Here is a 21,554-nt window from a genome sequence, read left to right on the forward strand (position 1 = left end):
CATCCGGTCACACTGTCGAACTGGATGCGCCAGGCCGACGTCGATGAGGGCGCCAAGCCGGGCACGACGACGAGCGAGTCTTCAGAATTGCGGGAGGCCCGCCGGCGGATCAAGCTGCTTGAACAGGAGAACGAAGTGCTGCGCCGCGCCACGGCCTATCTTTCGCAGTCCAATCTGCCTGGAAAAGGCTCTACCCGCTCGTGAAAGAGCTCGCCGCCAACGGGATTCCCGTTGCGGTGACGTGCCGGGTCCTCAAGCTCGCCCGCCAGCCCTACTACCGCTGGCTGGCCGAACCAGTAACCGACGCCGAATACGTTGCTGCACATCGAGCCAACGCGTTGTTCGACGCCCACGCCGACGACCCGGAGTTCGGCTACCGCTTCCTTGTCGAAGAGGCCCGCGACGCCGGGCATCCAATGGCCGAGCGCACGGCCTGGCGGATCTGCGCCGACAACGGCTGGTGGAGTGCGTTTGGTAAACGCAGGCGCGGCAAGAACGGCAAGGTCGGCCCGCCGGTCCACGATGATCTGGTCGGCCGCCGTTTCACCGCTGATGCCCCAAATCGGCTGTGGCTGGCAGATATTACGGAGCACCACACGAGCGAAGGCAAGCTCTATCTCTGCGCGATCAAGGACGCGTTCTCCAACCGGATCGTCGACTACTCCATCGACTCGCGGATGAAATCACGACTGGCCACCCAAGCCTTGGCCAGCGCGGTCGCCCGCCGCGGTGACGTCGCCGGCTGCATCGTCCACACCGACAGGGGCAGTCAATTTCGAAGCCGACGCTTCGTCCACGCGCTGGGCCGCCACGACATGGCTGGATCCATGGGACGCATCGGGGCAGCCGGCGACAACGCCGCCATGGAGAGCTTCTTCAGCCTCCTACAAAAGAACGTCCTCAACCGCCGCCGCTACGACACCCGCGAACAGCTCCGCATCGCCATCGTCACCTGGATCGAACGCACCTACCACCGCCGCAGACGCCAGCTCGCCCTCGGCCGGTTGACCCCGATCGAATACGAAGCAATCATGACCACGCCGGCCAGCCAGGCCGCGTGAGAAAACTGTCACCTATTCGTGCAGCAGACCCGACGGTTTCCACTAGTTGGTTTGACTAGTGACTGCGGAATTACCAGCGCGCTGGCGATGGCAGAGTCCGCTAGCTAAGTCGTGTCGGTCGCTTGAGCAAGCGCTTGCAGGGGTCGTGTTAGTGACCCGATGGGAACTCTGGCGTACTGGTGTCAGTATGAAGCTCCTGCATATCCAGTTGGCGCTCAGCGAGAGTGGCGGTAGATGCTAGGACTTGCGGAGTGAACAGCGTTGTCACCAGCTCGGGGGTTACTAACGGCGTGCCGCCAGCGATCAATTGTTCGACAGCGTGGTTCCGTACCACTCTGCGAGCGCGCGCGATGTCCTCAGCGTCGGCCGCAGCTGCCTCGGCCTGCCTCGCTCTCGCGTGTCCGACGCGTTGATCCGCTCCCCAGTCCCGAACGACTTCTGGCAGTCGAACGACGACTCCCCACACAAGCACCAACATCGCGCTGCCCGCGAGTAGAACCTCGACGGGGTTCTCATATTTCAGCGACTCGACTGTCGTTGGAGTCTCCAGATCTAGATCGTTGAATGTAAGCGGGCTCCTTGGTGCGTCTACCCGCATCGTTCTTCGACCAGCTTTATGAACGTTCTTTGCAGCGGCCTTCTTGGTTGGTACGACTTTCTTGGCAGCTGCTTTCTTCGCGGGAGTTTTCTGGGCCGCGCGCGCAGCAGCGTTTCCCAATTTTGCCGCGGATGTTTCGCGACGTCTGAGTTCCCATTCTTCGCGAGTCAAGGTAGCGAACGCCAGCTGATCTGCGAACTGGCAGATTGTGTCGATACAATCCACTACCTCGCGGATTGCCTCCATCGGCACATTAGGTCCAACGTTGATGGAAATTAGAATTCGACTGGCCACACACGGAATGCTAATCACGCGGATCGCAGGTTCTCGAGATTTGATCAGGATCTATTTCAAAAAGCTTGCGTTCAAAATCAATTGGACCCAGCCCTCGGCCGGTGCTTCGTGGGCGCTAGACCGCTCCGTCGCATCCGCCGGGCGGTGCGGGCGTTCCGCTCAGGAAAGCGTCATGATGACGCAGTTCATTTGGAATACCGAAGTGGCGAACGTAAAGTCGTTGACACACAGCATGTTTACGATGACCCTAAACACGTACGGCGACTCGGTTCCCGAAGAAGACGACCGGGCACTTGATACTCTGTCCGAACCGCCCGCACTGGTTGTGCAGCTTACGCACGTCCTACAGATGCCTGCGCGACAAGCGAATTGGGGCTATAGAGCCCGGTCGACGCTAGCCTCGATACCAGCAGCGCGTAATTCCCTTGCCAGTAGTAGCTTCCAGGCCCCGCCGGCGTCTATTGGCGTGTAGACAAGTCCGCCAATATCGGATGGAAGTTCTACGCCTTCCTCGTTGAGGAGCGTGACCCGGTCTCGCCCGAGTCGCCCTGCGAAAAAGCCCCACTCCAAGATCACATTCTGCCTAGCACGAGGCCTGTCGTCCGGAGCTGCCTTGGCGCGGCCCACGTCATCGGCGGTAGCGAGGACAACGGCGAAACAGGCCCGTTCCGCCGCTTCCTCGAACTTCTGGAACAGCTCCATGCCGCGGTTGGCTTCGTCGATGAGGACGGTTGGCGTGGTTCCCGTTGCTCTTGTCAAGAAGTCAACGACCTTGAGGCGTAGTGCCTCGTTGTGGCCATGTACGACGAATATCTCGTTGCCCGGCTCCGGAATGAGCGCAGTGCCAGAGTTCATGTCGGCCGCAACCTCGAGCTCGGTGATGGCAGCTTCTAGTAAAGCGACCCCTTGTCCTACACCGGAGTTGAACGAACGTACGTGAAACTCTTCTCCTACCGGAGCAACACTCGGCGAGTACCGCAGGCCGTTGAAGTGCACGTAGAGAGCATTTTCCTCTCCAAGGAACATCCGAAGCAAGGTGGCACTCTTGGTGTGCCATTGGGTGAGGGTTCCGTCTCCGTATCCAGGCAGCTGCTCGATCTGCTCCTGGAGCCGTGCCTTCTTGCTCGCGAGATCCAAGCTTCCTCCTTCCGCTCTCAGCCCTGGCACATCTTTGCACGGACCCACATCAAGTTGGCCGAGTGATCGGAGCCGCCGCGCCTAGCAAACCCTGCTGCGACACAAAAATGCTTGCAGATTGGCTGCGATCTGCGGGAAATCTATACGCGTTTGTGGACCTAGCGGACGACGTCACCGACGCTCCCCGAACTCAGCCGAGGGCTGCAGCCGCCGCCGGAAACGAATGGGGCCAACTCCTGACCGGCACGCGAACGCCCCTTGGGAAATGCGGTGCTGATCGCTACCGCGAGGCCGGCACGCTAGACCGACAGAGGTTCTTTCTCGGCCAACTCGGCCGTCGCCCGCGCGAGTCGGATCGTGCCGCAGCTTTCGCTGGAACTCGTTGCGCTCAGCTTTGCTACGCGGACACCAACCGCCGAGCGCTAATTCCTCGGCACACGCGTGCAGTGACAACTTTCCGCCGCTTGTGACAATCTGTGACAATTTTCAGGTTGTCGAACATTCGTGCGAATATCCAGAAACAAGAAAGACCAGCTCAAGGCTGGTCTTTTTGTCGGGCTGACAGGATTTGAACCTGCGACCACTTGACCCCCAGTCAAGTGCGCTACCAAGCTGCGCCACAGCCCGCGGTGCCGCCGGGATCGCCGGCAGCGAGCGAAACTCTACCTCAGCCGGGCCGCCCGACCACAATCGCCCCATCGGTTTCCGCCGGGCGCTCGGCCGCGACAGGCTCGGCGGCCTCGGGTGCTCGCGACACCCGCCAGGCGTACACCACCAGCGCCGCCCACACCGCCGCGATGCCGGCGTAGATCACCGTCGACACCGGTGCGTGCACGCCGAAGTACATGAGCAGCTTCTGACTGTTGGTCAGCACGATCACGCCACCGACGCCCGTACCGAGCAGCGCGGGACTGACCCGGCTGACCAGCCAGGCCGCCAGGGGTGCCGCGATGACACCGCCGACCATGAGGCCGACCACGACGGGCCAGTGATCCAGGAAGTCCTGCCGCAGACCGACCAGGAATCCCAGCGATGCCGACACCGACACCAGGAACTCCGAGGCGCTCACCGACCCGATCACGGTGCGCGGCGCAGTCTTGCCTTGAGATAACAGCGTGCTGGTGGTCACCGGCCCCCAGCCGCCACCACCGGACGCATCGATGAATCCACCGAACAGGCCCAGCGGAGCGAGGAACTTCGCACTGTGACTGGTCCCGCGCACCCCGAAGTTCAGCGGTGTCCGCATCGAGAAACGAAGAAGCACATAGACACCGATGCCCAGCAGGATGGCCGCCATCAGCGGGGCCGCGTGCTCGGTGGACAGCGAGGACAACACCGTCGCGCCCAGGAACGCACCGATGGCGCCGGGGACTCCGAGCTTGGCCACCAGCGCCCAGTCGATGTTCTTGAACTTCCAGTGCGACATCCCCGAGGCGAAGGTGGTGCCGACCTCGGCCAGGTGCACCGCCGCACTGGCCTGCGCAGCCCCGACGCCGGACAGCACCAGCAGTGTCGAGGCGGTGACACCGAACGCCATACCGAGGGCACCGTCGACGAGCTGCGCGCCGACACCGACGAGCGTGAAGATGAGAAGCGAACGCATGGCTGCTTTCAGGGGGTTCGGTCACCTGGCGGCGACCGGGACGGACGGGTGGGGGCGTCAGGGACGCGGACAACACCACTCGTCGAAAGCCATCAGGCGGCGCGACGGCCAGAAGGGCTCCAGCGCGGACAACGCGGACGGCGAGGACGCAAGAGTGCGCTCAGCCATCGGTGTCCTCCTTGTTACAAGCCGTCGACAGACTACAGGGACAACAACCGGTAAAGCCCAATCAATCCCACTGCGACGATGACCGCACGCAGCACGTTGGGTGACAACCGCCGGCCGTAATGGGCGCCGAGGAAGCCACCGATCAACGACCCGATAGCGATCAGTCCGGCGGCTGCCCAGCTGATCCGGTCGAACGCCACCGCCGTGTAGGCCACCGCGGCAACCACGTTGACCAGCAGCGACAGCAGATTCTTGGCCGCGTTCATGCGCTGCATCGACTCCGGCAGCAGCGCCCCCATCGCGCCGATCAGCAGAATCCCCTGGGCAGCGGTGAAGTACCCGCCGTACACGCCGACCGCGAAGGTGGCCAGCACCACCGCAATCATTCGGCGCGTCGAGACGTGTTCTGCGGACTGGCCGGACACCTCGGCACGCCGGCGCGCCCAATTCTGGATGCGCGGGCCGATGATCACCAGGATCAGTGCCCCGATCAACAGGACCGGCACGATCTGGGTGAACACCTTCTCCGGCAGGTGCAGCAGCAGCCAGGCGCCCAACGCGGCGCCGGTCAACGAGGCGGGAATCTGCCATTTCAGCCGGTCCCACTGACCGCGCAGTTCCTCCCGGTAACCCCAGGTGCCCGATACCCCACCGGCCACCAGACCGACGGCGTTGGACATCGTCGCGGTGACCGGTGGAAAACCGAGCGCCACCAGCGTGGGGAACGTGATCAGCGTTCCGGAACCGACGACCGCGTTGATCGCGCCGGCACCGACACCGGCCAGCGCGATGAGCACCATGTGCGCAACAGACACTCAGAGCACCCTACTCACGGGGTGGGCGCCCGCTCCGTGACGGTCACCGTGACAAGACCGCCACAGATCACCGGCGTTTGGGCGGAGCTCCGCGCTTCTCCCGGACCCGCACATTGATCCGTACCGGGCTGCCCTCGAAACCGAACGTCTCACGCAACCGGCGCTCCAGGAACCGCCGGTATCCGGCCTCCAGGAACCCGGTGGTGAACAACACGAACGTCGGCGGACGGGTGGTCGCCTGGGTAGCGAACAGGATCCGGGGCTGCTTACCGCCACGCACCGGCGGCGGGTGCGCCGCAACGACCTCCTTGATGAAGGTGTTCAGCCGGCCGGTCGAAATTCGCCTGTCCCAGGACGCCAGCGACGTCTCCAGTGCCGGAACGAGTTTCTGCACCGCACGACCGGTCATCGCCGAGATGTTCACCCGAGGCGCCCACTGCACCTGCGCCAGCTCACGGTCGATCTCGCGATCGAGCTGATATCGGCGGTCCTCGTCGACCAGGTCCCACTTGTTGAAGACCAGCACCAGGGCGCGGCCCGCCTCGATCACCATCGTCAGCACCCGCTGGTCCTGCTCGGTGAGTGGCTGCGATCCGTCGATCAGCACCAAGACCACCTCGGCGGCATCGATGGCGCTGTGCGTGCGCACCGACGCGTAGAACTCATGACCGCTGGCCTGGCCGACCTTGCGCCGCAACCCGGCGGTGTCGACGAAACGCCAAGGCTTGCCGCCCAATTCGATCAACGAGTCGACCGGATCGACGGTGGTGCCCGCCACATCGTGCACGACGGAGCGCTCATCACCGGCCAGCCTGTTCAGCAGTGAACTCTTACCGACGTTGGGCTTGCCCACCAGAGCGACGCGGCGCGGTCCACCTGGCCCGCCGCGCACCTCGGAGACCTCGGGCAGGTCCTCGGTGACCAGATCGAGCAGGTCGGCCACCCCACGCCCGTGCATGGCGCTGATCGGGTGCGGCTCCCCCAGCCCGAGCGACCACAGCGCCGCGGCCTCGGCCTCGGTGCGGTCGTTGTCCACCTTGTTGGCGGCCAGGTACACCGGCTTGCCGGCGCGCTGCAGCCGTTTGGCCGCCGCTTCGTCGGCTGCGGTCGCCCCGACCACGGCGTCGACCACCATGATGATCGCGTCGGCGGTCTGCATCGCCACCGACGCCTGCTCGGCCACCTTCTGCTGCAAACCCTTGGCGTCGGGCTCCCAGCCGCCGGTGTCCTGCACGACGAAGCGCCGTCCCAGCCAACTGGCGTCATAGGACACCCGGTCGCGGGTGACGCCCGGGATGTCCTGCACCACAGCCTCGCGACGCCCCAGGATGCGGTTCACCAGAGTCGATTTGCCGACGTTGGGCCGACCGACGACCGCGATCACCGGCGGCGGCGCATGGACCTCGTCCTCGACGACATCCTCGTCGGAAAAGCCGACCTCCCAGTCGCTCTCGTCAGACCAGGTGCCGTCCGCCGGGGAATCGGAATCAGTGTCGGTCATGGGCACGCTCCGGCACGCTGGACCACGAGATCCTCCAAGTGGGTGACGACCTCGGACTCGGACATCGCGCTGGTGTCGACGATCAGCGCGTCCTCGGCCGCCCGCATCGGCGATACCGCGCGCGAGGAGTCCAGGTGGTCGCGCCGCACCACATCGGCGAGCACCGCTTCGTAGTCGTCGGGCAGTCCGTTGGCGATGTTCTGTGCGTTGCGCCGCCGGGCCCGTTCCTCGGCCGACGCGGTGAGATAGATCTTCACGTCCGCGTCGGGCAGGACCACGGTGCCGATATCGCGGCCCTCGACCACCACCGCGCCCTCGCCGGCGGCCAGCTCGCGCTGCAGTTGCACCAGCTTCGCCCGCACTGCTGGTACCGCCGAGACCGCAGAGACGGCCGCGGTCACCTCGTCGCCGCGAATCTCGCGCGAAACATCCTCGCCGGCAAGGAAAGCGGTGTCGAAATCGGGGTCGTATCCGACGGCCAGATCGACCTTATCGGCCACCTCGGCCACCCGATCGGTGTCCGACAGATCAACCCCGGCACGCAGCACCGCCAACGTGACGATCCGGTACATGGCACCGGTATTGAGGTACCTGGCACCCAAAGCGTGCGCCAACCCCCTTGATACCGAAGACTTTCCAGTCCCCGCGGGCCCGTCCAGGGCCACCGTCAACGCCTCGCTCACATCCCCACCGCCTTGTACAACTCGCCGATCTCCTTGCGGGTCAACACCCGGATACTGCCCGGCCGCATCTCACCCAGATTCACCGAACCGATATCGGTGCGCACCAGTGCCTGGACCGGGAAACCCACCGCTGCAAGCAGTCGCCGCACGATCCGCTTACGTCCCTCATGCAACGTCACCCGCACCAGCGTCTTGCCCGGCAGCGTGTCGACCAGGGCGAAGTCGTCGACGGCAGCCGGACCGTCGTCCAGTTCCACACCAGCCTTGAGCTTCTTACCCAGCCCGCGCGGCACATTGCCCAACACCGTCGCCACATACGTCTTGGGCACCTCATAGGACGGGTGCATCAACCGGTGCGCCAACTCACCGTCGTTGGTGAGGATCAACAGTCCTTCGGTGTCGGCGTCCAGCCGGCCGACGTGGAACAGGTGCTTGTTACCGCGCACCCGGTGCTCCACCAGGTCCCCGACACAGGGCCGGCCCCGGTCATCGGACATCGTCGAATGCATCCCGCGTTCCTTGTTGATCGCCAGATACATCAGGTCGTCGTTCAAGCGGACGCGGGTGCCGTCCACCCGGATCTCGGCGTTCTCCGGGTCCACCCGGGTACCGAGTTCGGTGACGATCCGTCCGTCGACCTCGACCCGGCCGTCCAGGATCATCCGTTCGGCCACGCGGCGCGAGGCGACCCCGGCCTGCGACAGCACCTTCTGCAGTCGCACGCCTTCTTGCTCGGTCATGTCAGTCCTTGTCCACATCGATGGCGGGGGGCGCAGCGGGTGCCGCCCCAGCCGCGTCCAACTTGGCGAATCTCGGCTCGTCGCTGAGGTTTTCGCTCAGATCGTCGATCACGTCGACATCGGGCAACAGTGGCGCGATATCGGGGAGATCGGTCAGTGACGACAGCCCGAGCCGTTCCAGGAACAGCTCGGTGGTGGCGAAGGTCACTGCCCCGCTGTCACCGTCCGTACCTGCCTCGACGATCAGGCCGCGCGCCAGCAGGGTGCGGATGACCGCGTCGACGTTCACGCCGCGCACCGCGCTCACCCGTGCGCGTGTCACGGGCTGCCGGTAGGCCACCACCGCCAGCGTCTCCAACGCCGCCCGGGTGAGCTTGGTTCGGGCACCGTCGAGCAGCAACCGCTCCACGTACGGGGCGTACTTGGCGCGGGTGTACATCCGCCATCCGCCACCGGTCTCGCGCAGGTCGATGCCGCTGTCGCGGGCAGCCAGCTCGGCCGCCAACTGCCGCAGCGTCGCCTCCACCCGTTCGGCGGACTGCTGCACCGCCGAGGCCAGGATGTCCACCGGTGCGGGGGTGTCGACCACGAGCAGCAGCGCCTCCAGCACCGAGTACAGCTCGGCGTCGTCGAGCTGGACCTCCGGGGCGGGACCCGACTCGTCAAGTTCAGACGCTTCAGCGACCTCGGTGCCCAGATCGACACGTGGTTGCGTGTCGGTCATGTCGTCGGTCATCAGTCTTCTTCCACTGCGGCGGCGAGGTGTTCGTTGGTAGGCCGATCTCCGGTCCACGAAACCTGGAGCACACCAAGCGGTTCTGGTTGCTCGAATGCTACCGCCCTGGCCCGGTAGAGCTCCAATAACGCCAGGAAGCTGCCGACGATCTGCATCACGTCGCAGCCGGCGACCAGCTCGCCGAACGACGCCCAACCGCCGATCCCGCGCGTCTCCAGCAGCCCCATCAGCCGCATCGCCTGCTCGGGCACCGACACCGACTGCACGTGCAGATGGTCCAGCCGCACGGTCGGCACCGGCCGCGGAGTGAACGCCGACGCCGCGATCTCGGCGAACCGCATGGCGTCGACACCCAGCGTGACCTCGGGTAACAGCTCTTCGAAGCGCGCCTCCAACGCCACCGAGCGCGGATAGCTGCGCAGCGCCGCGGCCTCCAGCTCGGCGAACATCTCGGCGACATGTTTGAACGCCCGGTACTGCAGCAGCCGGGCGAACAACAGGTCGCGCACCTCCAGCAGCGCCAGATCTTCTTCGTCCTGCACCTCGCCTGCGGGCAGCAGCCGGGCCGCCTTGAGGTCCAGAAGTGTGGCGGCAATCACCAGGAACGCCGTCGTCTCGTCGAGCTCGAGCTGACGGCCGATGACCTTCGTGTAGGCGATGAAGTCGTCGGTCACCTGGTGCAGTGCGACCTCGGTCACGTCCATCCGATGAGCGAAGATCAGCTGCAGCAGCAGGTCGAACGGACCTTCGAAATTGCTCAGCCGGACTTGGAAACCCGTTTGCGCGGCGGCCGGCTCGGGTTCGGCGGTCACACGCCGAACCGGTAGATGACCTCGCGAGCCAACGACCGATACGCCTGGGCGCCACTGGATTTCGGCGCCCAGGTGGTGATGGGCTCGCCGGCGACACTGGTTTCCGGAAACCGCACGGTGCGGGCGATGGCGGTGTCGAAGACCAGATCCCCGAAGCGTTCCACCACCCGGGCCATCACCTCACGCGCGTTCACCGTGCGCGGGTCGTAGCGGGTGACCAGGATGCCGCTGATCTCGAGTTTGGGGTTGAGCCGGTCACGGACCTTGTCGACGGTGTCGGTGAGCAGGGCCAGCCCGCGCAGCGAGAAGAACTCGCATTCGGTGGGGATGATCACCCCATCCGCGCAGGCCAGGCCGTTGACGGTGAGCAGCCCCAGCGACGGCTGGCAGTCGATCAACACGTAGTCGTAGCGGTCCAGCACCGGATAGAGCGCGCGGGCCAGCGATTGCTCCCGGCCCACCTCGTTGACCAGCTGAATCTCCGCGGCGGACAGGTCGATATTGCTGGGCACCAGGTCCAGGCCGCTGACCCGGGTCTTGATGAGCACCTGGTCGATGGACACCCGCGGTTCGATCAGCAGGTTGTGCACCGTGTGTTCCAGCTCGTAGTGCGGAACACCCAGCCCCGCGGAGAGCGCACCCTGGGGATCCAGGTCGACCAACAGCACGCGGCGGCCGTATTCGGCCAGGCTGGCACCCAGATTGATGGTCGACGTGGTCTTGCCGACGCCGCCCTTCTGGTTGCACATCGCGATCACCTTGGCCGGACCATGCGTGCTGCGCGGGGTCGGCTCGGGGATGTCGCGGGCCGGGCGGCCGGTGAGGCCCACTTCGGGCTGCGGCTCGATACCGAGGTGGAGGCTGCCGTCGTCGCTCATGCGGCCCCTTCCTCCTCGGCGAACATCGCAGCAGAGTCTAGCCGTGGAGATGGGCCTGACACCGCAGACCCGCTGGGTAAGGTCACGATATGGGTCTCACTCGGCGTGCCCCCTTTCTGCGCTGGTCCTTCCTACGGTTGGCCTGGGGTGCCCGCAACATCAGCCGGACCGGTCAGATCGGTGACGGACGCGAGGCCGCGGCGGCCGATTACGTCCTGCGCGAGTCCCGTCCCGGGGACATCGATGACGTGCTGGCCGCCATCGACCGATTCGCCTACGAGCAGTCCTTCCTCATCAACGTCGGCGACGAGAAGGGCGCGCTGCTCGACGCCGCCGTGCAGCGCGCCAATCCCGCCGTGGCGCTGGAGCTGGGCACCTACTGCGGGTACAGCGCGCTGCGCATTGCCCGCGCCGCCCCCGCGGCCCGGGTCTTCTCGGTCGAGCTTTCGGCCGCCAACGCCGAGATCGCGCGCCGGATCTGGGCGCACGCCGGGGTCTGGGACCGCATCACCTGTGTCGTCGGCACCCTCGGCGACGGCGGCGCCACCCTGGACACGCTCGGCTTCGCCCCCGGCTCGGTGGACTTCGTCTTCATCGACCACGACAAGAGCGCATATCTGACCGACCTGCAGAGCATCCTGGACCGCGGTTGGTTGCACACCGGTTCGATCGTGGTCGCCGACAACGTCAGGCTGCCGGGTGCGCCGAAGTACCGCACCTACATGAAGCAGCACGAGGGCCGCAGCTGGCAGACCGTCGAACACCACACGCACGCCGAGTATCAGACGTTGCTCCCGGATCTGGTGCTGGAGTCGCAGTACCTGGGCGCCTGACCGGTGCCGGGCAGGCGGCGCTCACCCGTAGGTGAATGAGTAGGCCTGCAGTCCGCGGGTCAGCGCGACCTCGACGTGCCCGGCTCCGGCGGCGTCCCCGCCGACGATCTGCCGCATGTTCGGCGGCCCCGAGACCGGAATCGTCGTGGTCCCGCCGTTCCGCGTCACGCTGACGGTTCCAGTGCCGCCGACCACCAGATAGACGTCGCGGGCGTGGAAGTTCAGGCCGATGGTGTCGCCCTCGCCTGTAGCCGTGGCGGATTGACTGTCCACGTTCCACGATCCGCGCAGCGCGAAGCTGTCCTGCGGCAGCTGAGCCGGGAAGTCGAACGTGGCGGCGCCCGCCGTGTAGCCGCCGGACCCGCCGTAATTCGACGCGTTCTGCGCCCCGAGGTAGGTCTCCGGGGTCAGCGCCGACGTCGGTGTGGTGTCAGGGGCGTCCACGCTCGGTGGGAGCGCGACATCCGGGTGCGCCTGCGAAAGTAGTTGCCGGATCAGCCTTTCCGTGCCGTCATAGTCACCCTCACCGAACTTGAGGTGCCGGACGACACCGTCGGCGTCGATCAGGTAGTGGGCCGGCCAGTACTGGTTTCGGAAGTTGGTCCACGTGGTGTAGTCGTTGTCCAGCGCGATCGGGTAGTCGATCTTCAGGGCGGCAGCGGCGGCGGCCACATTGCCCTTCTCACGCTCGAAGGCGTACTCGGGTGTCTGGACGCCGATGACCTCGAATCCCTGGTCCCGGTACGCGTTGTACCAGCCGACGACGTGCGGGATGCTGCGCTGGCAGTTGATGCAGGAGTAGGCCCAGAAATCGATGAGTACCACCTTGCCGCGCAACGCTTTCAGATCGATCGGCGCACCGCCCGGGGTGTTGAGCCAGGCCGTGATCCCGCCGATATCGGGTGCGGTGCCGCAGTTCTGCAACTCGGCCGCACCATCGGTGCACCGGGACAGGGCGGCGTTGCTCTCGTCGGCCTGACCGCTCAGGTTCAGCGGGCGGGTGTCCACCTTGTTCTGCAACGCCGCGGTGTAGTCCGGTATCGCCCGCTGCACGACGGCCGGCAGGTCGAAGACCAGGGCGACGGCGAGCAGGATCGTCACCACCCCGGAGACGACGCGGATCTCGCGCTGGCGGCGGCGGAATGCCCGCACCCGCTCGGCGATCCGGCGGCCGGCGAGCGCGAACACCAGCAGCGGGATGGCCGCCCCGACCGCGAAGGACAGTGTCAGCACGATGATGGGCCAGCCGATGTCACCGGTCGCCCCGGCCAGGACGATGGCCGCCAGCACCGGCCCGGCGCACGGGACGTAGAGGACGCCCAGTGCCATGCCCAGCCCGAAGCCACTCTGGCCGAAGTTCAGTTGTCTCTGCGGCAGTTTGGCGAACGGCTTCTCCAGCCAGGTCTCGACTTGCGGGAAGATCAATCCCACGCCGATGGCCGTCAGCGCGATCAGCCCCAGCCACCGGATGGCGTCCTGCGGGAGGTGCAACAGTGACAACAGGGTGGACCCGGCCAGGGTGACCGCGCTGAAACTGAGCACCAGGCCGGTGATCACCAGGTAGGGACGCAGCGCCTCGGTGCGTGACTGGCGGGTCAGGGTGTCGACCGGCGCCGCCGGCCGTCCACCGGTGACGCGGGCACCTTGCGCGCCCGAGAGCAGGATCACCGGCAGAACCGGCAGGATGCACGGCGAGATCCCGGTGATCAGACCGCCGACCAGACCGATGCCGATGAGGGTCCACATGGTGTCGGTCAGCCTTTCACCAGAACGGGCTGCTCGTGGTAAAGCTCCGGGTACCGGCGTTTGAGTTGAGCGAGCTTGGGCATGTCGTTGACGGAGATGTACGAGTCCGTCGGGTTCGCCGCCATGTAGTCCTGGTGGTAGTCCTCCGCCGGGTAGAAGGTGCGTCCGGCTTCGACTGTGGTCGCAACCGGGGCCGAAAACACCTGACTCGCGCCGAGTTGCGCGATGTAGGCGGCGGCGATCCGCGCCTGGTCGTCGTCCTGCGGGAAGATCGCCGACCGGTACTGGGTACCCGAATCGGGCCCCTGCCTGTTGACCTCGGTGGGGTCGTGCGCGACGGAGAAGAAGATCTGCAGCAGGGTGCCGTAGGTGATCTGGTGTGGGTCGTAGGTGATCTGCACCGACTCGGCGTGGCCGGTATCGTCGGCGCTGACCTCGTCGTAGTGGGCGGTCTGCGCGTCGCCGCCGGTGTAGCCGGCCAGCACCCGATTGACGCCTTTGACGTGTTCGAACACGCCCTGCATGCCCCAGAAACAGCCGCCGGCCAGCACCGCGGTCGCCGCCGTGTCCGCCGCGGCGGTCTGGTCCACGGTGACCTTGGGGACATCGGGCGGGGCCGTGCCGACGGCGGATGGTGTCAGGCCGGTGCATGCGGTGGTGAATACGCACAGTGCACCGGCCAGCACCGCCAGCACCCGTGATCTACCCACGTCGCCTCCTTGTCGGTGGTTCTCGACTCAGGCTATCCGCGGATCGGTGCGGAAATTCTTACGAATTCATGTCGTCGGAATTGATTACCGAAGTCTGACATCCCGGGTTCGCCGGTGCCCCGTGATGTATCCGGCGCTACCGTGAAGTCACCAAAGTCACTGTCAATCAAAGGTGTTGGTGGCATGTTCCTGACCAGAAGGCGATTCGTCATCGCCGGAAGTGCGCTGACGTTGTCGGCCGTCGCCGGCAGCGCGTGCGCGCACTCCACCGCCTCGCCGGCCGACGCCCGCGACTTCACCGTCACCCACACCGACGCGCAATGGCGAGATCTGCTGACCCCGGACCAATTCGACGTACTGCGCAGGGCCGGCACCGAGACGCCCTACAGCAGCCCACTCAACGACGAACACCGGCATGGCACCTTCGGTTGCGCGGGATGCGCCCTGCCACTGTTCAGCTCGGACACCAAGTTCGACAGTGGAACCGGCTGGCCGAGCTTCTGGAAGCCGCTCGCCGGTGCGGTTGTGGAGCGCACCGACTCGACCTTCGGCATGACCCGGACCGAAGTGCTGTGCAGCCGGTGCGGCGGGCACCTCGGGCACGTCTTCGACGACGGCCCGGCCCCGACCCATCTGCGGTACTGCATGAACGGCGTAGCGATGAATTTCACGGCGCTGACGTGATACGCGAAAGGACCAATCCCGCAATGAGATCCGTCATCGTACTGGCTGCCCTTGCCGTCGCGCTCACAGCCTGCAGTGGCGCATCCGAGCAGAAGCAGCAGCAGTCGCCCGCCCCGGCGATGACGGCGCACTCCCCCGCCATGACGGGGCACGCCCCCACCACGACAAGCACGTCACCGGGAACGACGGGTTAGACCGCGCGCGGGTGGGCGCCCGCCCACACCTCACGCAGCGCGTTGACCGTCACCAGCGTGTAGATCTGCGTGGTGGTCACCGAGGAGTGGCCGAGTAATTCCTGCACGACACGCACGTCCGCACCCCCCTCGAGCAGGTGCGTGGCGAAGGAGTGCCGCATCGTGTGCGGGGACACCGCGGCGGTCACACCCGCGTGTTCGGCGGCGTCCTGGAGCACCTGCCAGGCACTCTGCCGGGACAAGCGGCCACCGCGGGCGTTGAGAAAGATCGCCGGGGTGCCCTTGCCGCGCCGCGCCATATCGGGCCGGGCCCGCACCAGGTAGGTATCCAGCGCCGCGACCGCGGGCCGCCCGATCGGGACGAGACGCTGCTTGCCGCCTTTGCCGCGCAGCAGGACCGAACGCGAGGTGGTGTCGACATCGTCGATATCCAGCCCGACGGCCTCCGAGATGCGCGCGCCGGTCGAATACAGCACCTCCAGCAGCGCCCGGTTTCGTAGGCTCAGCGGCCCGTCGGAATCCCGGTCCCCACCGGCGGACTCCAACAGCGCGACCACCTCGTCGACGGTCAGGCTCTTGGGTAGCCGCCGCGAGGGGGTGGCCGGCTTGACCTCGCGGGCGACGTCGACCTCGAGGACGCCTTCGGCCGTCAGGAATCTGTGCAGACCCCGGACGGCGACCAGGGCCCGGGCAGCCGATACCGCCGACAGGGCTGTCGCCCCGGTCTCCGGGTCACCCTTGCGCAGCGCGACGAGGAAGTCGCTGACATCGGTCTCGGAGACGTCGCGCAGATCGGCGGTGCCGCGCTCGGTGAGGTGCTCGGTGTAGCGGCGCAGGTCACGCCGGTAAGAGCTGATGGTGTTGGCTGCCACGCCGCGTTCGATGACCAGGTGGTCGAGATATCCCCGCACCTGCTGTTCGATCACGCTGACAGCCGTGGTCATGGGTGGCCTTGCCGGGCGGCGAATGCCCGCGGCCGGTCCGGCCAGGGTGCGTCCGCCGGTCGCAGGGCGGAACGGTCCGGCAGCGCATGGGCGGCCAGGATTCCGGCGACCGCAAGCGAGTTGACGATCTCGCCGGCGAACACCCGTGCGACGGCGGTGGCCAGCGGCACCCAGGCCAGCGTCAGGTCGGCTTCCTCGTCGCGCACCTCGGGCCGGTCCACCTCGGTCAGCCCGGTGGCCAGGAAGATGCGCACGCTCTCGTCGCTGAATCCCGGTGTGGAATCCACGTCGACGAGCACCGCCCACGACGCTGCCGCGAGCCCGGCCTCCTCCTTGAGTTCGCGGGCCGCGGTCTCCACCGGCGGCTCGCCGCCGAGGTCGAGCAGCCCGGCCGGCAGTTCCCACAGCCGACGCCCGAGGGGATGGCGGTACTGGTAGACCAGAGCGATGTTGTCCTGGTCGTCGAGGGCGACGACAGCCACCGCACCGTAGTGCTCCACCACCTCCCGGCGGGCGGTGTGCCCGCCGGGCATCCGCACCTCGTCGGCGCGCAACGCGAAGATCTTTCCGACGTAGAGCGTTTCCGATTCGAGGGTGTCGAACTGGTGCTCAGCCACGGTGTGCGGGCTCGGTGAGCGCTTCGGCCTCGGTGCCGTTGGCCCGGGCGAGGGTCAGCTCCTCCAGGGGCAGCCGCTCGCCGGCCTTGTATTGCAGTGCTGCCCCGATGAACGCCGCGAACAACGGATGCGGACGGGTGGGCCGGCTCTTCAGCTCCGGGTGGGCCTGGGTTCCGACCAGGAACGGGTGCACCTCGCGGTCGTACTCGACGAACTCCACCAGGTGCCCGTCCGGGGACGTGCCGGAGAACTTCAGGCCGCTCTCCGCGATGCGATCCCGGTAGGCGTTGTTCACCTCGTAGCGGTGCCGGTGCCGCTCGGACACCTCGGTGGCGCCGTAGGCCTGCGCCACGATCGAATCATCCTGCAACACCGCCGGATATGCGCCGAGGCGCATGGTGCCGCCCAGATCGGCCTCACCCGCGACCGCGTCGAGCTGGTCGGCCATGGTGGAGATCACCGGATCCGGGGTGTCGGGGTCGAACTCCGACGAGCTCGCCTCGGTCAGCCCCACCGACCGCGCAGCCTCGATCACGATGCACTGCAGACCCAGACAGAGCCCGAGCACCGGCACGCCGCGCTTGCGTGCATACCGGATGGCGCCGATCTTGCCGTCGATCCCCCGGATACCGAACCCGCCGGGGATCAGCACCCCGTGCACGTCGTCGAGTGCGGCGATCGCCCCCGCTTCGGTCTCGCAGTCGTCGGAGGCCACCCAGCGGATATCGACCTTGGCACGGTGTGCGAAGCCACCGGCGCGCAGCGCCTCGGCCACCGACAGGTAGGCGTCCGACAGGTCGATGTACTTGCCCACCAACGCGATCCGAACAGTTTCCTGCGGCTCGTGCACACGCTGCAGCAGGTCGTTCCACTGCGTCCAGTCCACGTCGCGGAACGGCAGGTTCAGTCGGCGCACCACGTAGGCGTCGAGTTCCTCGCGGTGCAGCACCTTCGGGATGTCATAGATCGACGGTGCGTCCGGAGTCGAGATGACCCCGTCGATGTCGACATCGCACATCAGCGCGATCTTGTTCTTCAGCGGCTCGGGCACCTCGCGGTCGCAGCGCAGGATGAGCGCGTCCGGGGAGATACCGATGCTGCGCAGTGCGGCCACGGAGTGCTGGGTGGGTTTTGTCTTGAGCTCGCCCGAAGGCTTGAGGAACGGGACCAGCGACACGTGCAGGAAGAAACAGTTGTCCCGGCCGACCTCGTGGCGGACCTGCCGGGCGGCTTCCAGGAAGGGCAGCGATTCGATGTCACCGACGGTGCCACCGATCTCGGTGATGACGACGTCGGGGCGTTTGCCCTTGGCATCGGGTGCGGCCATGGCCAGGATGCGGCGTTTGATCTCATCGGTGATGTGCGGGATGACCTGGACGGTGTCGCCGAGGTACTCACCGCGGCGCTCCTTGGCGATCACCGACGAATACACCTGACCGGTGGTCACGTTCGCCGAGCCGGACAGGTCGCGGTCCAGGAAGCGCTCGTAGTGCCCGACGTCGAGGTCGGTCTCGGCACCGTCCTCGGTGACGAACACCTCACCGTGCTGGAACGGGTTCATGGTGCCCGGGTCGACATTGAGATACGGGTCGAGCTTCTGCATGGTCACCTGCAAACCGCGTGCGGTGAGCAGCTGCCCGAGACTACTGGCCGTCAGGCCTTTACCCAGTGAGGACGCAACACCACCGCTGACAAAGAGGTGTTTGGTCGCGGTCTGCGGGTGCTTGCGTAACGATGGCAAGAACAACCTCCGTGGCGATGGGGCAAGGCAACTGACTGTTACCTGGGGCCTGCCGACCCACGGAATCTCACCTTAACACCGACGCCGACAAGCTGTCGCTGGCGCGCCGATGGTCTACGTCACTAGGGCGGTCTACGTCACTGGGGCGAGCGAAGCGACGGGTTATGTCACTGGGGCGAGCGAAGCGACGGGTTATGTCACTGGGGCGAGCGAAGCGACGGGTTATGTCACTGGGGCACGGTCACCGAGGAGGCGCCCCGGCCGATCCCGAACTGCCCGGGCTTGCCACCGCGCACCAGATCGGCCAACGCCAGCACACTGGTGATCCGCCCCGACTCGGCGTTGACGTCGTCGACAGTGGTCACTGCCGAGGACAGCGCCGCGTCGGACCGGGCCACCGCGACCGCGGCGGTACCCGTCGCCGAGCCGTCCCGGCCGGCCAGCACGGTGCCCGCGCCGTGGGGTGCCAATCCGGCGGCGAACCGGGCCACGGTGGACCCCCGGTTGCCCGCGTCGTCACCGAGGTCGCCGCCGGTGATGATCACCGCGGTGTTGGCGGCGCCGATGTGCTGGGCGTCATAGGAGATGAAGCCTGTCTCGCGCAGAGCGGCGAGCACGGTGTCACGCTGGTCGTCGACCACCGCGGGATCCTTGCCGGACAGCAGCGCGATACCGAGCAGGTCGCCGGCTTGCGAACCCTGGTCCACGGATTTGGTGGACAACTGACGCCCGGCCGGCAGGATCGGCGAATTCACCACCGAGAGCAGCTTTTCCGAGGAGTTGGCATCGACGAACTGCGGGGTCAGCGAGATGGCTCCGGTGACGGTGGCGCCGCTCTGGGTGGCCAGCCGGGTCACCGCGTCGACGTCGTCATCGGCGGCATCCGGGGTACGGAAGATCACCACGGATTTGCCACCCAGGGTGTCCCGCAGAATTCTCGGCGCCATCATGCTATCGAATTCGCCAGCGGCGCTGAGCTTTTCGTTCAGAGCGTTCTTGTCATCGGTCAGGGTGTTGATCTGCTCATGCAGATCGGCCTTGTCCTTACGCAGCCCGGACAGCACGGTGTCGGACAACAGGCCCGATCCCAGCACCACTCCGACTGCCAGGGCCAGGAAGACCGCCGCCAGCGAAATCGCGTGTGACCGAAGGGAGATCATCAGCTGACCAGACCCTGAGCCCAGAGCAGGAAGCGGTTCCAGTAGTCGGCCACCCAGTCCAGGACGACGGCATCGGTACGCGACACCCAGAGCGCGACGATGACCGCGATCAGCATGGCCAGCACCAGCAGCGCGATCGCGCCGCCGGAGATCCGGCTGCGGTACAGGGTCGCCACGGCCTTGGCGTCGACCAGCTTCTCCCCCACCTTGAGGCGGGTCAGGAAGGTCGAGGGATTGCTCTGCTGCCGGGAGCGGTCGAAGAACTCCTCGATGGTGGCGCTGTGACCTGCGGTGACGATCAGCGCGGCGCCATGGTGGTGGCACAGCAGCAGTGCCAGGTCGGCGGCCGAGCCGGCCGCCGGAAAGGTCATGGCGCCGACACCGAGGTCCTGGATGCGCTCCAGGCCGGGAGCGTGACCGTCGGCATCTGCGGGCAGCACCACCTGGGCGCCGCACCGGAGCGCGTCGCTGCTGATGACGGCAGGGTCGCCGACGATCAGCTGCGGCCGGTAGCCGGCCTTGCGCAGCACGTCGCTTCCGGTGCCGACTCCGACGAGGACCGGCTGGTACTCCTTGATGAAGGGCTTGAGGGCTTTGAGATCGTCGGCGGCCGAGGGCCCTTCGGCCACCACCACGACATGCCTGCGATCCATGTCGACGTCGATATCGGGGATGCCCATCCCGTCGATCAGCAACGGGCTCTCGCTGCGGATGAACTCGATGGTGTTGCCCGCGAACGCTTCCAGATGGGCCACCAGACCGCTCTTGGCCTCCACCATGAGCTCGTGGATCTCCAGGTCATTGCGTTCGGTGCCATGCGCGATCCTGCGGTCACCGGTGTAGACGCCGCCGTTGTTGACCCGGACCCGGGCGCCGTCCTTGATCTTCTTGAAGACCTCGGGACCCGCTTCGTCGATCAGCAGAATGCCGTTGGCCACCAACACTTCCGGCCCCAGATTGGGATAGCGGCCCGAGATCGACGGGGAGGCGTTGACGACGGCGGACACGCCCGCCTCCACGAGGGCGTCCGCGGTGATCCGGTCCAGATCCAAGGCGTCGAGGACGACGACATCCCCGGGACCGACGCGGCGCAGCAGTCGGTCGATGTCGCGATCAACGCGGGCGGTACCGATGACGCCCGGCTTTGAGCTGGCATTACGCGATAGCAGCGCTGACATCTTCATGGGGCCGATTCTGTCGGCCAACCCTCAAGTTGAGGTGGAGGCGCGCCGTAACACCAGCCCCACAAGTTTTCTTTTGTCACATCTGCAACAGCAAGAGCATCTCATTCGCGTTTCGCCGCGTAATGCCGCGCGGCCTTGGCCCGGTTGCCGCAGGTGGTCATCGAATGCCAGCGCCGGGTGCCGTTTTTCGAGGAGTCATGAAACCAGAGGATGCAGTGCGGATGGGCGCACTGCTTGATCCGGTGGGGAGACTCTGAGAGCAGGTGCAGCAGATTGTCCGCGGCCAGCCAGCCGGGCAGCCATTGCGGCTCCGGTACGTCCGGCTCGTCGTGTGGCCCGGAATCGGCGAGCCGGCGCCGGATGCGTCCGTGGTCGAGCACCCCGTTCACGTCGTCGGCCGATCCGCCGCTGACCGCCTGCAGAATCGCCTCGCGAGCGAGGATCAGCGCATCAAGGGTCGGTCCGTCGGCGGCGCACCGGTCGGCAAGATCGTTGGTCTGCAACCAGCACTGCAACCCCGCCGTATCGGACAGCAGATCCTGTGGACCGTCGGCCGACGCCCACCGGGTGTTCAACAGGTCCAGCGCAAGGGGTTCCCCGACATGCGGGCGCGGATCGCGCATAACTGAGATTAACTACCTCTCCCTGTAACCGTTCAATACCTTTTAGGCGGTTGACACCGACGCGTTCCGATTCTAACCTTTCATTATTGTTT

Annotated in this window: 21 protein-coding genes and 1 tRNA gene; 4 read left to right on the forward strand and 18 right to left on the reverse strand. The window is 66.2% G+C overall.

Annotated elements, in window-relative coordinates; all coding sequences use genetic code 11:
• Positions 1 to 1,061, forward strand: a protein-coding gene (locus tag H7J86_RS01400) for an IS3 family transposase (protein WP_372517204.1) whose coding sequence is annotated in 2 segments (ribosomal slippage) — positions 1 to 180 and positions 183 to 1,061 — 1,059 coding nt annotated over the 2 segments. Because the reading frame shifts where the segments join, the coding sequence is not laid out codon by codon here. This gene is flagged as partial in the annotation.
• Positions 1,062 to 2,328: 1,267 nt separating this feature from the next.
• On the opposite strand, the gene H7J86_RS01405 is transcribed toward H7J86_RS01400, so the two are convergent.
• The 10 genes from H7J86_RS01405 to H7J86_RS01450 form a co-directional block, all read right to left on the reverse strand.
• Positions 2,329 to 3,090: a TIR domain-containing protein gene (locus tag H7J86_RS01405; protein ID WP_267288914.1), complete on the reverse strand. Its 762-nt coding sequence runs from the start codon at positions 3,088 to 3,090 to the stop codon at positions 2,329 to 2,331.
• 553 nt (positions 3,091 to 3,643) lie between these two features.
• Positions 3,644 to 3,717 (reverse strand) — tRNA-Pro (locus H7J86_RS01410).
• Between the two features lie 40 nt (positions 3,718 to 3,757).
• Positions 3,758 to 4,693: a sulfite exporter TauE/SafE family protein gene (locus H7J86_RS01415; RefSeq protein ID WP_167160406.1), complete on the reverse strand. Its 936-nt coding sequence runs from the start codon at positions 4,691 to 4,693 to the stop codon at positions 3,758 to 3,760.
• Between the two features lie 200 nt (positions 4,694 to 4,893).
• A complete protein-coding gene (locus H7J86_RS01420; protein WP_187095869.1) occupies positions 4,894 to 5,676 on the reverse strand; it encodes a sulfite exporter TauE/SafE family protein in 783 nt (260 codons plus the stop codon).
• 67 nt (positions 5,677 to 5,743) lie between these two features.
• Positions 5,744 to 7,177 (reverse strand): ribosome biogenesis GTPase Der, encoded by a 1,434-nt coding sequence (gene der / locus H7J86_RS01425; protein WP_090361438.1) that lies wholly within the window; start codon positions 7,175 to 7,177, stop codon positions 5,744 to 5,746.
• Positions 7,174 to 7,860: a (d)CMP kinase gene (gene cmk / locus H7J86_RS01430; protein WP_267288916.1), complete on the reverse strand. Its 687-nt coding sequence runs from the start codon at positions 7,858 to 7,860 to the stop codon at positions 7,174 to 7,176. The genes der and cmk overlap by 4 nt, the downstream gene beginning before the upstream one ends.
• Complete coding sequence (locus H7J86_RS01435) at positions 7,857 to 8,600, reverse strand: pseudouridine synthase (protein WP_267288918.1); 744 nt, start codon at positions 8,598 to 8,600, stop codon at positions 7,857 to 7,859. The genes cmk and H7J86_RS01435 overlap by 4 nt, the downstream gene beginning before the upstream one ends.
• Before the next feature lies 1 nt (position 8,601).
• Positions 8,602 to 9,336, reverse strand: a complete 735-nt coding sequence (gene scpB / locus H7J86_RS01440) for an SMC-Scp complex subunit ScpB (protein WP_090361447.1) — start codon at positions 9,334 to 9,336, stop codon at positions 8,602 to 8,604.
• On the reverse strand, positions 9,336 to 10,148 hold the full coding sequence (locus H7J86_RS01445; RefSeq protein ID WP_090361451.1) for a segregation/condensation protein A: 813 nt from the start codon (positions 10,146 to 10,148) through the stop codon (positions 9,336 to 9,338). The genes scpB and H7J86_RS01445 overlap by 1 nt, the downstream gene beginning before the upstream one ends.
• Complete coding sequence (locus tag H7J86_RS01450) at positions 10,145 to 11,026, reverse strand: ParA family protein (RefSeq protein WP_170847393.1); 882 nt, start codon at positions 11,024 to 11,026, stop codon at positions 10,145 to 10,147. The genes H7J86_RS01445 and H7J86_RS01450 overlap by 4 nt, the downstream gene beginning before the upstream one ends.
• Before the next feature lie 89 nt (positions 11,027 to 11,115).
• Here H7J86_RS01450 and H7J86_RS01455 point away from each other — a divergent pair, with 89 nt between their 5' ends.
• Positions 11,116 to 11,859 (forward strand): O-methyltransferase, encoded by a 744-nt coding sequence (locus H7J86_RS01455; protein ID WP_267288920.1) that lies wholly within the window; start codon positions 11,116 to 11,118, stop codon positions 11,857 to 11,859.
• 21 nt (positions 11,860 to 11,880) lie between these two features.
• On the opposite strand, the gene H7J86_RS01460 is transcribed toward H7J86_RS01455, so the two are convergent.
• Both H7J86_RS01460 and msrA read right to left on the reverse strand, forming a co-directional pair.
• Positions 11,881 to 13,605: a cytochrome c biogenesis protein CcdA gene (locus H7J86_RS01460; RefSeq protein WP_267288922.1), complete on the reverse strand. Its 1,725-nt coding sequence runs from the start codon at positions 13,603 to 13,605 to the stop codon at positions 11,881 to 11,883.
• Between the two features lie 8 nt (positions 13,606 to 13,613).
• Positions 13,614 to 14,315: a peptide-methionine (S)-S-oxide reductase MsrA gene (gene msrA, locus H7J86_RS01465; protein WP_267288924.1), complete on the reverse strand. Its 702-nt coding sequence runs from the start codon at positions 14,313 to 14,315 to the stop codon at positions 13,614 to 13,616.
• A 183-nt stretch (positions 14,316 to 14,498) separates the two neighbouring features.
• Between msrA and msrB the strand changes: the two genes are divergently transcribed.
• Together msrB and H7J86_RS01475 are read left to right on the forward strand one after the other, a co-directional pair.
• On the forward strand, positions 14,499 to 14,999 hold the full coding sequence (gene msrB, locus H7J86_RS01470) for a peptide-methionine (R)-S-oxide reductase MsrB (RefSeq protein WP_267288926.1): 501 nt from the start codon (positions 14,499 to 14,501) through the stop codon (positions 14,997 to 14,999).
• A 23-nt stretch (positions 15,000 to 15,022) separates the two neighbouring features.
• A complete protein-coding gene (locus tag H7J86_RS01475) occupies positions 15,023 to 15,193 on the forward strand; it encodes a hypothetical protein (RefSeq protein WP_187095875.1) in 171 nt (56 codons plus the stop codon).
• Here H7J86_RS01475 and xerD read toward each other — a convergent pair.
• The 6 genes from xerD to H7J86_RS01505 all read right to left on the reverse strand — a co-directional run bounded on the left by xerD (position 15,190) and on the right by H7J86_RS01505 (position 21,462).
• Positions 15,190 to 16,137, reverse strand: a complete 948-nt coding sequence (gene xerD / locus H7J86_RS01480) for a site-specific tyrosine recombinase XerD (RefSeq protein WP_267288928.1) — start codon at positions 16,135 to 16,137, stop codon at positions 15,190 to 15,192. The two genes, H7J86_RS01475 and xerD, sit on opposite strands and share 4 nt — an antisense overlap.
• Complete coding sequence (locus tag H7J86_RS01485; protein ID WP_090361465.1) at positions 16,134 to 16,754, reverse strand: NUDIX domain-containing protein; 621 nt, start codon at positions 16,752 to 16,754, stop codon at positions 16,134 to 16,136. Before H7J86_RS01485 ends, xerD begins: the two co-directional genes overlap by 4 nt.
• Positions 16,747 to 18,495: a CTP synthase gene (pyrG, locus tag H7J86_RS01490; RefSeq protein WP_090361629.1), complete on the reverse strand. Its 1,749-nt coding sequence runs from the start codon at positions 18,493 to 18,495 to the stop codon at positions 16,747 to 16,749. The genes H7J86_RS01485 and pyrG overlap by 8 nt, the downstream gene beginning before the upstream one ends.
• Positions 18,496 to 18,722: 227 nt before the next feature.
• Positions 18,723 to 19,655, reverse strand: a complete 933-nt coding sequence (locus H7J86_RS01495) for a copper transporter (protein WP_090361468.1) — start codon at positions 19,653 to 19,655, stop codon at positions 18,723 to 18,725.
• Positions 19,655 to 20,839, reverse strand: a complete 1,185-nt coding sequence (steA, locus tag H7J86_RS01500) for a putative cytokinetic ring protein SteA (protein ID WP_090361472.1) — start codon at positions 20,837 to 20,839, stop codon at positions 19,655 to 19,657. Before steA ends, H7J86_RS01495 begins: the two co-directional genes overlap by 1 nt.
• Positions 20,840 to 20,940: 101 nt before the next feature.
• Entirely contained in the window at positions 20,941 to 21,462 is a 522-nt protein-coding gene (locus H7J86_RS01505) for a CGNR zinc finger domain-containing protein (protein WP_267288930.1), read from the reverse strand.
• Between the last annotated feature and the right edge of the window lie 92 nt (positions 21,463 to 21,554).

This window comes from Mycobacterium hackensackense (genome assembly GCF_025822555.1).
Lineage (GTDB): Bacteria > Actinomycetota > Actinomycetes > Mycobacteriales > Mycobacteriaceae > Mycobacterium > Mycobacterium fluoranthenivorans.

Bases quoted from the DNA above. Each gene is read 5' to 3' on its own strand.
- H7J86_RS01415 (WP_167160406.1), bottom strand. From the start codon at position 4,693: ATGCGTTCGCTTCTCATCTTCACGCTCGTCGGTGTCGGCGCGCAGCTC.
- der (WP_090361438.1), bottom strand. From the start codon at position 7,177: ATGACCGACACTGATTCCGATTCCCCGGCGGACGGCACCTGGTCTGAC.
- H7J86_RS01435 (WP_267288918.1), bottom strand. From the start codon at position 8,600: ATGACCGAGCAAGAAGGCGTGCGACTGCAGAAGGTGCTGTCGCAGGCC.
- scpB (WP_090361447.1), bottom strand. From the start codon at position 9,336: ATGACCGACGACATGACCGACACGCAACCACGTGTCGATCTGGGCACC.
- H7J86_RS01450 (WP_170847393.1), bottom strand. From the start codon at position 11,026: ATGAGCGACGACGGCAGCCTCCACCTCGGTATCGAGCCGCAGCCCGAA.
- H7J86_RS01455 (WP_267288920.1), top strand. From the start codon at position 11,116: ATGGGTCTCACTCGGCGTGCCCCCTTTCTGCGCTGGTCCTTCCTACGG.
- H7J86_RS01460 (WP_267288922.1), bottom strand. From the start codon at position 13,605: ATGTGGACCCTCATCGGCATCGGTCTGGTCGGCGGTCTGATCACCGGG.
- msrB (WP_267288926.1), top strand. From the start codon at position 14,499: ATGTTCCTGACCAGAAGGCGATTCGTCATCGCCGGAAGTGCGCTGACG.
- H7J86_RS01475 (WP_187095875.1), top strand. From the start codon at position 15,023: ATGAGATCCGTCATCGTACTGGCTGCCCTTGCCGTCGCGCTCACAGCC.
- xerD (WP_267288928.1), bottom strand. From the start codon at position 16,137: ATGACCACGGCTGTCAGCGTGATCGAACAGCAGGTGCGGGGATATCTC.
- H7J86_RS01495 (WP_090361468.1), bottom strand. From the start codon at position 19,655: ATGATCTCCCTTCGGTCACACGCGATTTCGCTGGCGGCGGTCTTCCTG.
- steA (WP_090361472.1), bottom strand. From the start codon at position 20,839: ATGAAGATGTCAGCGCTGCTATCGCGTAATGCCAGCTCAAAGCCGGGC.
- H7J86_RS01505 (WP_267288930.1), bottom strand. From the start codon at position 21,462: ATGCGCGATCCGCGCCCGCATGTCGGGGAACCCCTTGCGCTGGACCTG.